The organism is Microbacterium sp. AZCO, from assembly GCF_039614715.1.
In the GTDB taxonomy this organism is placed as follows: domain Bacteria; phylum Actinomycetota; class Actinomycetes; order Actinomycetales; family Microbacteriaceae; genus Microbacterium.
In genome coordinates this window covers 2,515,798-2,527,647 of the sequence record NZ_CP154857.1, presented here as the reverse complement: position 1 = coordinate 2,527,647, position 11,850 = coordinate 2,515,798, and the positions used below count along the sequence as shown (strand labels likewise).

The 11,850-nt window shown below is 71.4% G+C and carries 12 protein-coding genes; 7 read left to right on the top strand and 5 right to left on the bottom strand.

Annotation, left to right across the window (positions count from 1 at the left end):
- Window positions 1-45: 45 nt before the first annotated feature.
- The 3 genes from AAIB33_RS11835 to AAIB33_RS11825 all read right to left on the bottom strand — a co-directional run bounded on the left by AAIB33_RS11835 (window position 46) and on the right by AAIB33_RS11825 (window position 3,146).
- Window positions 46-1,260 (bottom strand): MFS transporter, encoded by a 1,215-nt coding sequence (locus AAIB33_RS11835; RefSeq protein WP_345800157.1) that lies wholly within the window; start codon window positions 1,258-1,260, stop codon window positions 46-48.
- Complete coding sequence (locus AAIB33_RS11830) at window positions 1,257-1,823, bottom strand: helix-turn-helix domain-containing protein (protein WP_345800156.1); 567 nt, start codon at window positions 1,821-1,823, stop codon at window positions 1,257-1,259. Before AAIB33_RS11830 ends, AAIB33_RS11835 begins: the two co-directional genes overlap by 4 nt.
- A 102-nt stretch (window positions 1,824-1,925) precedes the next feature.
- Window positions 1,926-3,146, bottom strand: coding sequence for an isochorismate synthase (locus AAIB33_RS11825; RefSeq protein WP_345803429.1), 1,221 nt, complete (start codon window positions 3,144-3,146; stop codon window positions 1,926-1,928).
- Between the two features lie 53 nt (window positions 3,147-3,199).
- Here AAIB33_RS11825 and AAIB33_RS11820 point away from each other — a divergent pair, with 53 nt between their 5' ends.
- The 7 genes from AAIB33_RS11820 to AAIB33_RS11790 all read left to right on the top strand — a co-directional run bounded on the left by AAIB33_RS11820 (window position 3,200) and on the right by AAIB33_RS11790 (window position 8,898).
- Entirely contained in the window at window positions 3,200-3,757 is a 558-nt protein-coding gene (locus tag AAIB33_RS11820; protein ID WP_345800155.1) for a hypothetical protein, read from the top strand.
- An 81-nt stretch (window positions 3,758-3,838) separates the two neighbouring features.
- The gene (locus AAIB33_RS11815) at window positions 3,839-4,516 is read left to right on the top strand and encodes a class I SAM-dependent methyltransferase (protein WP_345803428.1); all 678 of its coding nucleotides are present in this window, start codon (window positions 3,839-3,841) and stop codon (window positions 4,514-4,516) included.
- Window positions 4,517-4,525: 9 nt separating this feature from the next.
- Window positions 4,526-5,581 (top strand): polyprenyl synthetase family protein, encoded by a 1,056-nt coding sequence (locus AAIB33_RS11810; protein WP_345800154.1) that lies wholly within the window; start codon window positions 4,526-4,528, stop codon window positions 5,579-5,581.
- A 55-nt stretch (window positions 5,582-5,636) separates the two neighbouring features.
- Window positions 5,637-7,007, top strand: a complete 1,371-nt coding sequence (locus tag AAIB33_RS11805) for an FAD-dependent oxidoreductase (protein ID WP_345800153.1) — start codon at window positions 5,637-5,639, stop codon at window positions 7,005-7,007.
- Window positions 7,008-7,193: 186 nt separating this feature from the next.
- Window positions 7,194-7,556 carry a hypothetical protein gene (locus AAIB33_RS11800; protein ID WP_345800152.1) on the top strand — a complete coding sequence of 121 codons (363 nt, stop codon included), beginning with the start codon at window positions 7,194-7,196 and terminating at the stop codon, window positions 7,554-7,556.
- A 10-nt stretch (window positions 7,557-7,566) separates the two neighbouring features.
- Window positions 7,567-8,541, top strand: coding sequence for an alpha/beta fold hydrolase (locus AAIB33_RS11795; protein ID WP_345800151.1), 975 nt, complete (start codon window positions 7,567-7,569; stop codon window positions 8,539-8,541).
- A 72-nt stretch (window positions 8,542-8,613) separates the two neighbouring features.
- Window positions 8,614-8,898, top strand: coding sequence for a hypothetical protein (locus AAIB33_RS11790; protein WP_345800150.1), 285 nt, complete (start codon window positions 8,614-8,616; stop codon window positions 8,896-8,898).
- Between the two features lies 1 nt (window position 8,899).
- On the opposite strand, the gene AAIB33_RS11785 is transcribed toward AAIB33_RS11790, so the two are convergent.
- Both AAIB33_RS11785 and AAIB33_RS11780 read right to left on the bottom strand, forming a co-directional pair.
- Entirely contained in the window at window positions 8,900-9,886 is a 987-nt protein-coding gene (locus AAIB33_RS11785) for an LLM class F420-dependent oxidoreductase (protein ID WP_345800149.1), read from the bottom strand.
- 130 nt (window positions 9,887-10,016) lie between these two features.
- Window positions 10,017-11,825, bottom strand: a complete 1,809-nt coding sequence (locus tag AAIB33_RS11780; protein ID WP_345800148.1) for a glycoside hydrolase family 15 protein — start codon at window positions 11,823-11,825, stop codon at window positions 10,017-10,019.
- Window positions 11,826-11,850 lie beyond the last annotated feature (25 nt).

Genomic DNA, 11,850 nt, shown 5'->3' with positions numbered 1-11,850 from the left:
TGGGATCGGTCGCGGAGTGTGGGTTCGGGATGCCGCGCCGTGGGGTCAGAAGCCCTTCCAGCGCCGCCCGAAGCCGAGCGAGACCACGGCGACGGCATAGGAGAGGGATGCCAGCAGGAGCGTCGCCGTCAGTCCGAAGGCGTCGACGCCGAGACCGGCCAGGAGACTGCCGAACGGCATCGCGGCCGTGACGCCGGCCGTGATCGCGCCGAGCGCACGGGCGCGGATGCCGGGCGGGATGAGCCGGAACAGCGCAGAGTCGATGAGCGGGTTGAGCGGGCCCGCGGCGAGTCCCGACAGCACGAGCACGATCGCCACGACGACGAACGGCGGGTGCAGCGCGAGCGTCAAGTAGGGCGGCACGCCGGCGAGCAGGAAGAGCGTGACGAAGAGGGCGTGCCGCGGCACGCGATCGCCGACGATCCCGTACAGCGCGGCGCCGACGAGAGCTCCGCCGGACATGCACGCGATCATGATGCCCAGCGCCGCACCGTCGTTGCCGAGCCCCTGCGCGTAGAGCGGCTTGAGCACGGTGTAGCCGGCGACGTCGATCGCATTGGTGATCACGACCATGAGGACGACCGCGCGGACGAGGGGCGTACGCCAGACGAAGCGGATGCCGGCCGTGAGACCGCTCCATCCGCCGGCGGTGTCCTCGGCGTTCTCGGGCAGCTCGACCCGCGGCACGAACAGCAGCGTCAGGAGGATCGCGACGCCGAAGGCCGCGGCGTTGAGGTACATGGCGGGCGCCGCGCCGACCGTCGCGACGAGCAGGCCCGCCACCGCGGCGCCGAGCATCGTCGCCGTCCGCGACACCGTCGCCTGCGCGGCGGCAGCGCGGGGGAGCCCCGTGCCCGCGAGCTCGGCCAGCTCGGGCAGCTGGCTCGACCGGGCCGCCGCGCCGGGCGCGTCGAGCAGGTTCGAGAGCAGCACGAGCACGAGGAGCGCCCAGAGCGGCAGCGCGTCCATCGCCGCGAGCACGGGCACCGCGAGCACCGTGACGCCGCTCGCGGCGTCCGCCACGATGCTGGCCCGCCGGAAGCCGAGCCGGTCGACGACGACTCCGCCGACGAGTCCTCCGATGACGAGCGGAACGGTCGCCGCGATGCCGGCCGCCGCCGCGGCGAGGGGAGTGCGGGCGATGTCGAGCGCGATGAGCGGGATCGCGACGATCGTGACGGCGTTGCCGAGGCGCGAGACGCCGTCGGCCGCGAGGAGCGCGACGAGGGGCGTGCGCCGGACAGTGACGGAGGTGCTCATGGCCGCAGGAACGTCGAGTAGATCGCGCGCACCGCCCGGGCGCCCTCACGGTCGCGGCCGCCCCGCTCGCGCCAGCTGCGGACGACCTCATCGAGGTCGGCGCTGAGCTGACGCAGCTCGTCGGCGGTGAGCCACAGCATGTCGTCGCTCTGGGTCGAGGCTTCGATCCACTCGGGCTCCAGGGACGACTCCATGTCGAGATACGCGAGCGTCTCGACGGCGTACGACTGCACGATGGTGCGCCGGAGCGCGAGACCCGCCTCGCGCTTCGCCGGATCTCCCTGCAGCTCCATCGCGTCGACAGTCGTGTAGTCGGCTGACGCGCGCCACCACCGCTCGCGCCCGTCGCGGGCGAGCTCGGGTGCCTGCTCGACGAACCCGTGCCGTTCGAGGGTGGCGAGGTGGTAGCTGACGGATCCGGATGCCGCGCCCACCCGCTCTCCGAGCGCACCGACCGTGAGCGGCCCCTCCAGGCGCAGCAGCCCGATGATCTTCAGTCGCAGCGGGTGCGCGATCGCGCGAAGTGCGGAGGGGTCTTCGACGTGGATCTCGCGACGTGCCATGCCGTCACGGTACATCCGCAAGAAATGTTGTGCAATACTTCTTGTAGATGCACCTCGGTCCCCGAGCTTGTCGAGGGGTCGAGCCTCAACCCGCGAGGAGCCTCAGGCCAGCGCGTCGACGATGGGCCGGAACTTCACCCGCGTCTCCAGCAGCTCCGTCTCGGGGTCGCTGCCGGCGACGATGCCGGCGCCGGCGTGCGCGACGACGGGGATCGTGGCGCCCCCCGCGGCCGGCCCGATCTGCGCGCAGCGCAGGGCGATCGCCCACTCGCCGTCGCCGTTCGCGTCCACCCAGCCCACAGGTCCGGCATACCGCCCGCGGTCGAACGGCTCGATGCGGCGGATCACCTCGATCGCGGCATCCGTCGGCGTCCCGGCGACCGCCGCCGTCGGGTGGAGTGCCGCGACGAGGTCGAGCGACGAGGCGTGGTCGGCGAGGTCGCCCGCGACGTCGGTCGCGAGGTGCCAGAGGTTGGGCAGCTCCAGCGTGAACGGCTCGGCGTCGGCACGAAGCTCGGTCGTGTGGGGAGCGAGCGCCTCGAGGACGCTCTGCACGGCGTACCGGTGCTCGTCGAGGTCCTTCGCGCTGTGCGAGAGGGCGAGGGATGCCTCGGCATCGTCGTCCGCGTCGGCGCCGCGCGGGAACGTCCCGGCGAGCACTCGGGCGGTGACGGTGCCGTCGTCGACCGTCACGAGGGTCTCGGGGCTCGCGCCGATGAGGCCGTCGACCGCGAACGTCCAGGTGTCGGGGTATCCCGTCGCGAGGGCCCGCACGAGACGGCGCAGGTCGGCGTCGGCCGGCACGGTGCCCACGAGGTCGCGCGCGAGCACGACCTTGCCGACCTCACCGGCCGCGATGGCGTCGAGGGCCGTGCGCACGGCGGCCTGGTATCCGGCGGGGTCGAGCGCCCCGGGGCCGAGGGTGGCCGACCAGTAGGAGCCGTACGGGATGGGCTCGACACCGGCGAACGCCGCGTCAGCGGCGCGGATGCGGGTGATCCACGCCCGTCCGTCGCGTCGGCCGACGACGGCCTCGGGCACGATGAGCCGCCCCGCCGAGCGCGAGCGCCGGTCGAAGGGGAGCGCTCCGAAGGCGACGAGCCCGGTGCCGGGAAGCCGAAGGGGGTCGTCGAGCTCGGCAGACGCCGCGATCTCGCGCCATGCGGCGGCGGGGGAGGCATCCACCCCTCCCGTCTCGAATCCCGCGACGGCACGTCCGACGCCGATGATGCCGTCGCCGCGGCGGAGCCAGGCGAGGGGCAGGCGCGGGTCGGCGAAGCCGAGGAGGTCCAGGTCGGGATCGACCTCCCGGGTCTCGACCACCAGACGCGGCGGGCGGGGCGGGTCGATCACACAACCAGCCTAGACTCGGCTTCGTGTCTGAAGATGCGCGCCCGATCCGCCCCGAGCCGGGGACGCGGCTGCAATTCCGGTGGACCAAGTGGGGTGGCGGCGAGCACTGGGTGCACGAATGCGTCTACCTCGGCGCCGACGAGTGGGGCGACTGGTTCGGCCAGCTTCCGGGATGGCGCAGCCGCCGGCCGAGCCGCGACTTCGCCGTCGAGGTGGCCAACGTGACGCTCATGCCTCCGAGCGGCGACTATGCGGCCACCTTCAATGTCGCCCCGGGCACCTACCGCGTGTACATCGACATCGCGTGGGACCTCCGCTGGCAGGATGCCGAGCCCGTCGGCATCGACATGGACCTCGACGTCGTCGACACCCGCGACGGCCGCGGCATCTGGATCGACGACCGCGACGAGTGGGACGAGCACCGCGTCGCCTACGGCTATCCGCTCGACCTCGTCGAGAAGCTCGAGGCGCTCGCCGTCGACCTGGAGCAGCGCGTCCGCGCGCACGAGGTCCCGTTCGACGACGGGACCATCGCGCGCTGGGTGGCCCGACTCGAGAGCCTCACGGCGGCGGACGCCTAGACTCGTCGGGTGACCCCCAGCTCCGCCGGCCACGAGCCCCACCGCGCCGACCTGGGCAAAGACCCGGGCCGTGTGAGCGGCATGTTCGACGAGGTCGCGCCCGGCTACGACCGCACCAACACCGTCCTGAGCCTCGGCAACGACCAGCTCTGGCGCGTCGCCACGACGCGCGCCGTCGCCCCGCGTCCGGGGCAGCGCATCCTCGACCTCGCCGCCGGCACGGGCGCCTCGAGCGTCAGCCTCGCGCGCAGCGGCGCCGAGGTCGTCGCGGCCGACTTCTCGCCGGGCATGATCGCGGAGGGGCGACGCCGGCACGGCGGCATCCCGAATCTGTCGTTCGTCGAAGCGGATGCCACGGCCCTGCCGTTCGGCGACGACGAGTTCGACGCCGTGACGATGTCGTTCGGGCTGCGCAACGTCAACGAGCCGAAGAAGGCGCTGAGCGAGCTGCTGCGCGTCACGAAGCCCGGCGGCCGGCTCGTCGTGTGCGAGTTCTCGCACCCGCCGTCGCGCACCTTCAACGGGCTCTACCGCTTCTACAACGACCGCATCCTCCCGACCGTTGCGAAGGCCGTGAGCTCCAACGCCGAGGCGTACGACTACCTCAACGAGTCGATCAAGGACTGGCCCGATCAGCGCACGCTGTCGGGCTGGGTGCGCGAGGCGGGGTGGACCGATGTCGCGTACCGCAACCTGTCGTTCGGGATCGTCGCCCTCCACCGCGCCCGCAAGCCGCGCGCGTCCGAGCCTGCCCGGTAGGCTGTCAAGGTGACTCCCTCAGCGCCGGGCTCGCGTCTCGCGAGCAAGCTGGGCCTCACCGACCGCGTCTTCGCGGGCCCGAGGTCCCGTCGGCTGCTCAAGACGGTCGAAGCGGGCCTCGAGCGCGTCGACGAGACCCTCAAGGACGAGCTCCACATCACCGATCCGCTCGCGGACGTGACCAGCCGCTACCTCTACGAGGCGGGCGGCAAGCGCGTGCGGCCCATGCTCGCGCTGCTGACGGCGCAGCTGGGCGCCGGTACGACCGACCAGGTCGTCGAGGGGGCCACCGCGCTCGAGCTGACGCACCTCGGCTCGCTCTACCACGACGACGTGATGGATGCCGCAGACAAGCGCCGCGGCATCCCGAGCGCTCATGCGGTGTGGGGCAACAGCATCGCGATCCTCACCGGCGACCTGCTGTTCTCGCGCGCGAGCCAGATCATGGCGCGGCACGGCGAGCGGGCCATCCGGCTGCAGGCCGACACGTTCGAGCGGCTCGTGCTCGGCCAGATGCACGAGACCGTGGGCCCGCAGGACGGCGACGACCCGGTCGAGTTCTACCTGCAGGTGCTGTCCGACAAGACCGGCTCGCTCATCGCGGCCGCAGCTCAGGTCGGCGTGACCTTCGGCGGCGGACCGGAGGAGTTCGAGCAGCCGATGTCGGTCTTCGGCGAAAAGGCGGGGGTGGCCTTCCAGCTCCTCGACGACGTCATCGACCTGTCGGCCGATCCCGGTGAGACGGGCAAGGTCCCGGGCACCGACCTCCGCGCGGGCGTCCCCACGATGCCCTACCTCCTGCTCGGGCAGCTCGGCGACAGCTCGTCCGTCGTGCTCCGCGAGCGCATCGACGAGGGCGTCGCCCGCATCGCCGACGGCGGCGACCCTGCCCTGCTCGACGAGCCGCTCGCGGCTCTCCGCGAGCACGAGGCGACGCGCGCGACGCTCGACCTCGCGCATCAGTGGTCGCAGGACGCGATCGACGCGCTCGCCCCGATCCCCGGCGGACCGGTCCGCGAAGGCCTCACGCGCTTCGCGCAGGCCGTCGCCGACCGCTCCAGCTGACCGCGGCCTCGAACGCGCGCTGACGCGCGCCGTGCCGAGCATCGAAAGGACCCCCATGACCAAGCTCCGCCTAGCGATCGTCGGCGCCGGCCCGGCCGGCATCTACGCCGCAGACATCCTGCTCAAGGCGGAGCGCAAGTTCGACGTCTCGATCGACCTGTTCGAGCAGCTGCCCGCGCCCTACGGCCTCGTGCGCTACGGCGTCGCCCCCGACCACCCGCGCATCAAGGGCATCATCACGGCCCTGCGCGAAGTGCTCGACCGCGGCGACATCCGCATCTTCGGCAACGTCCGCTTCGGCGAGGACATCACGCTCGACGATCTCAAGCGCCACTACAACGCGGTCATCTTCGCGACGGGCGCGATCCGCGATGCCGACCTCGACATCCCCGGCATCGACGCCGTCGGCTCGTACGGCGCCGCCGACTTCGTCAGCTGGTTCGACGGGCACCCCGACGTGCCGCGCGAATGGCCGCTCGAGGCGCAGTCCGTCGCCGTCATCGGCAACGGCAACGTCGCGCTCGACATCTCGCGCATGCTCGCGAAGCACGCCGACGACCTCCTGCCCACCGAGATCCCGGCCAACGTGTACGAGGGGCTCAAGGCCTCGCCCGTCACCGACGTCCACGTGTTCGGGCGCCGCGGCCCCGCGAACGTCAAGTTCACACCGCTCGAGCTGCGCGAGCTCGGCGAGCTGAACGACGTCGACATGGTCGTGTACGACGAGGACTTCGACTACGACGAGGCGTCGCAGGCGGCGATCGCGAGCAACAAGCAGGTCATGGTCATCGACCGCGTGCTGCAGTCGTGGCGCAAGCGCGACTCGGTCAACAACGCCGGGGGCACGGCATCCCGTCGTCTGCATCTGCACTTCTACGCGAAGCCCCTCGAAGTCGTGAAGGACGCCGAGGGACGCGTCGCCGCCTTCCGTTGGGAGCGCACGCGCCCCGATGGCGAGGGGAGCGTCGTCGGCACCGGCGAGATCCGCGAGATCCCGATCCAGGCGATCTACCGCGCCGTGGGCTACTTCGGCTCGCCGCTGGACGGCGTGCCGTTCGACGAGCGGCACGGCGTGATCCCGAACCGCGAGGGCCAGGCGCTGCATCCCGACTCCAACCAGCGCGTGCCGGGCGTGTACGCGACCGGCTGGATCAAGCGCGGCCCCGTCGGCCTCATCGGCCACACGAAGTCCGACGCGATGGAGACGATCCGCCACCTCATCAACGACCAGGGGACGTGGTGGCAGCCCACCGACCCGTCCGAGGACGCGATCCCCGCTCTCCTCGCCTCGCGCAACGTGCTGTGGACCGACCTCGACGGATGGCACCGCCTCGACAGCCACGAGATCGAGCTCGGCGAGCCGCACGGCCGCGCCCGCATCAAGGTCGTGCCCCGCGACGAGATGATCTCCATCTCCCGCGACTGACGCTGTCTCCGGCGTCCGCGAACGCCGGAGAGCGCGACGAACGTCGGAGAATGCGACGAACGTCGGAGAATCCGGCCGGACTCCTCCGACTTCCGTGCATTCCTCCGACCTTGAGGACGAGTGACGGACGGATGCCGCGCCCCGGCGTCCACATAAGGTGAAGAGCCGGACGGAAGGAGCTGCGCAGTGACGTGGAGCATCGACCCTGCTGCGGCGCGCACCGTCTTGGACAAGGCGATGGATCGTGTCGCCGAGGTCGACGCCGCGGCCGAGGCCCATAGCTCGGCGATCGACGCGGCTCAGGCCGCTGCGCCCGACGGGTCGGCCACGAAGGCTGGCCTCCGCATCGTCGTGGCCGACCCGCTGATGCGCGGGATTGCAGCGGCGCGGCGGTATGTGCTTCCTGTCGGTCATGCTGCGCGGCGAGACAGCACGCCTCGCCTCGGTTTCGTCGCGCACCGTCTTCACGACACTGCTCGGTCAGTTCTCCGAGGCACTCGAGCACGCGGCGCCGCGCTGAGGGATGCCGCGTTCGCCGCTCCTCCGTAGGCTGAGGCGCATGGCAGGCGAGTGGGCGCCCGACATCCTCGGCGAGGGCTTCGAGCAGCGGACGCTGATGCTCGGGGAGGACGACGAGGGGCCGATCGTCGCGACGCTGGTGCGCAGCATCCCGAATCCCCTCCGCTCGGTGCTGGGACCGCTGCACGACGTCGACGTGCTGTCTGTGCACGGCTGGTCGGACTACTTCTTCCAGCCGGCGCAGGCCCGTTTCTGGAATGGCCTGGGCGCCCGGTTCCACGCCCTCGACCTGCGGAAGTACGGCCGGAGCCTGCGTCCCGGGCAGACGCCCGGCTTCATCACCGACCTGGGCGACTACGACGCCGACATCGCCGCGGCTCTCGACGCGATGGGCCGTCGCCGCGGACGGCGGCTCGTGCTGCTCGGGCACTCGACCGGCGGTCTCACGCTCGCGCTGTGGGCCGCCCGGCATCCCAGGGAGGTCGCGGCGCTCGTCCTCAACAGCCCGTGGCTCGAGCTGCAGCTCGGCGCGATGGGCCGGCAGGCGCTCGCACCGCTCGTGCAGGCGCGGGCGCGGTGGGATCCGCGGGGCTCGCATCCCGCCGTCGACCTCGGCTTCTACACGAGAGCGCAGCGGGAGGTGGGAGTGCTCCCGGCGGAGGGCTACCGCGACGAGTGGCGGCCCGAGTTCGGGTTCCCGACGCACCCCGCCTGGTTCGCCGCGATCCTCGAGGGGCATCGGCAGGTCGCCTTCGGCATCGAGGTGGGATGCCCCGCGCTCGTCCTGCTGTCGGCGCACTCCGCCCTGCAGCTCACGTGGAGCGACGCCATGTCGTCGTCCGACTCGGTGCTCGTCGTCGACGACATCGCCAAGGCGGCGACGCGCATCGGCCGCGCCGTGACGATCGCCCGCATCGACGGCGCGATCCACGACGTCTTCCTCTCGAGAGGGGACGCTCGGGATGCCGCCTACCGCGCGCTGGAGGGGTGGCTGACGCGGGGCGCACTCGAGTGACACACGCCCTGACGGATGTCGGCGGATCGGCGTAGCCTCGACGTATCGGCCGGAGGAAGGAATCTCCGGGCGATGACCGACTGGCACCCGATCCTGAGCGCGGTCGAAGGGCCCACGGGCACGTGGCGCATGCTCGACGCGCAGGGCCGCGCGTACGGCCAGATCGAGATCCGCCGCGTCATGAACGGCGCCGACGTGCGCTACAAGACCGTGTACCGCGGCGAGGTCATCGGGTGGGCGACCTCGCTCAAGATCGCCTGCGAGCGGGTGCACGCCGCCTTCGTCCGCGCGCACGGGCCGAACGGCGGGCCGATCGCCGACTGGGGGAGCCGCGAGCCGACGCGCGATCGGCGCTGACTCAGGACAGCGCCGGGATGACCTCGCGCTCGAACAGCTCCATGCCCGAGGGGTCGTACGCGGCCTCCGGGAAGTAGTGGATCGCGTAGTCGATGCCATGCCGCCGGCGCTCCGCGAGCCGCTCGGCGACCTGCTCCGTCGACCCGAACGCGGGGGAGTCCAGGTAGTCGCGCTCGATGTGGTCGGCGCGCTCGTGGCCGACGTGCGGCACGAGGCGCTCTTTCACGATGGCGAGCCGCTCGCGCGCCTCCGCCTCCGTCGTTCCCACGATCGTGTTGAAGTTGGACGACCTCGTGATCTCGGCGAAGTCCCGTCCGATCGCGTCGCAGTGGCCCCTCAGGACGGCGCTCTTGCGGTCGATGTCGTCGAGCGAGCCCGCGAAGTTCGTGTACGACGCGTATTGGGCGGCGATCTTGAGCGTCACCTTCTCGCCACCTCCGGCGATCCAGAGCGGGATGCCGCCCTCCTGCAGCGGGAGCGGACGGACGATCGCGCCGTCGACCTGGTAGTGCCGGCCGTCGAGTGTGGCGCTCCCGGTTGTCCACGCCTGATGCATGATGTCGACGCCCTCGCGCAGCATCCGGAGTCGCTGCGGGATCTCGGGGAATCCGTAGCCGTAGGCCCGCCACTCGTGCTCGTACCAGCCGCCGCCGATGCCCATCTCGGCGCGGCCGCCCGAGATGATGTCGACGGTCGCGGCCACCTTGGCGAGGTAGGCGGGATTGCGGTACCCCATGCACGTGCACATCTGGCCGAGGCGGATGCGGCTGGTCGACGCGGCGAAGGCCGCCATGAGCGTCCACGCCTCGTGCGTCGCCTGGTCGCTGGGAACCGGCGTCGTGTGGAAGTGGTCGTACACCCACAGCGACTCCCATGGCCCGGCGTCGGCGCGCTCGGCGAGCCCGTTCATCACCGCCCAGTGCTCCGCGGGATCGATGCCCACGAGATCGAATCGCCAGCCCTGGGGAATGAAGGTTCCGAATCGCACGGATTCAGGCTAGCGATGGTTCGTGCGGCGGGGCCGCGCCCGGCGGCAGCCGACGACGATGAGCGGGATGCGCTCAGACGGTCCCCAGGTCACCGCCGGTGACGATCCGGTTCGGGATGCCGAGCCCGAGTCATTCCTCCCGCTCCGTGAGGTCGCGGACGGCGAGCGCAGCGGTGATGAGGGCGAGGTGGCTCAGCGCCTGCGGGAGGTTGCCCCAGAAGTCTCCGGTCGCCGGGTCGATCATCTCGGCGAGGATGCCCACGTCATTGGCGTCCGCGACGAGCGCGTCCATCAGCGTGCGGGCTTCGTCGCCACGTCCGACACACGCGAGGGCGGCGACGCGCCAGAAGCTGCACGCGACGAAGGGGAACTCCTCGCGCTTGACCCCCGAGTACCGGAACAGGTGCGCCCCCGAACCGAGTTCCGTCGTCAGAGCGTCGATCGTCTGCGACATCCGCTCGCCGCGATCGAAGCCGCTCATGGCATGCAGCAGCACCGAGGCGTCGAGATCATCGGTGCCGGGATGCATGACATAGCTCCGCCGGTCAGCAGACCAGCAGTTCTGGTGGATCCAGTCCGCGATGCGCGCCTGCTCGGCGCCCCATCGCTCGGCGCTCCCGTCCAGCTGGCCGGCGTGGGCGAGATGGACGGCGTCTCGCAGCGCCTGCCAGCATCCCATCCTCGACGAGGTGTAGTGCCGCTGCTCCGCCAGCTCCCACATTCCGGAATCGGGGTTGCGCCACACGTCGCACACGCGGTCGGCGACCTGCGTGAGCATCCGCGCGGTCGCGACGTCGAGCACGTTGCCGGCGTCGACGTACGTGCGACAGATCGCGAACAGGTCGCTGTACACGCCGAGCTGCAGCTGGCCTTGGGCGGGATTGCCGGTCACGACGGGTCGGATCAGGTTCCATCCCGGAGCGTCGTATTCGTGCACACCGGCGGGGACGCTTCCGTCCAGCCCGTAGAACACGTGGAGCTCCGGCCCGTTCTCACGGATCGTGCGCACGAGCCAGGAGATGGCGGCGTGCGTCTCTTCGCGCAGTCCGAAGCCGACGAGCGCGTGGGCGGTGTAGGCCAGGTCGCGGATCCAGGCGAAGCGGTAGTCCCAGTTCTTGCCGCCGCGCGGGCTCTCGGGAAGCGACGTCGTGGCCGCGGCGGCGATGGCACCCGTCGGGCTGAAGATGAGCAGCTTCAGCGCGAGGGCGCTGCGCTGCACCGCGGAGCTCCACGGCCCCTCATAGGCGAATTCGCGCGACCACGTGCGCCACCCGGCGATCGTGCGATCGATGCTCCTGTCCACGTTCTCCGCCACCGGGATGTGCAGCGGCTCGTCGTGGGTCGCCACGACGATCAGCAGGTGACGCGAATCCGCGGAGGTCGTGAATCTCCCCGCGAGCTCGACGGCTGCCGGCGCATCGGAGCGCCGGGCGCGCGGCCCGTGATCGCTCCCCGTGACGGCGATCGTGGTGTCGCCGGTGCGGATGATCGGGCCCCGCTCCGTGCGCTCGATCCACGGTGACGCCGTGCCCAGCGCGGTGCCGGGTGCGACCCGCCAGGCGAAGGTGACATCGCCGCTCACCCCGTCGATGCGTCGCGCCAGCTCGGCCCAGGGAAGTCGTCCCGCGATGCCCGTGACCAGGGCGTCTGTGACGGTGGCCGTGCCGCGGGCGGTCGTGAACGTCGTGCGCAGCACGTTGGTCTCCGCGACATAGCGTCGCTTGACCGTGAACTCCTCCACGGGCGCGAGCTCGATGCATCCACCGGTCTCGTCGTCGAGCAGTCGCGCGAACACGGGCAGGGAGTCGAGGTCGGGGATCGGCATCCAGTCGACCTGCCCTCGCAGTCCGATCAGCGCCACGGTGCGCCCGTCGCCGATCGGTGCATACGAGCGCAGCGGGGGCACGGCTCCGTGGGTCTGATCGCCAGAGCTGCTCACCTTTGCCACGGTAGGGCGCCCGCCT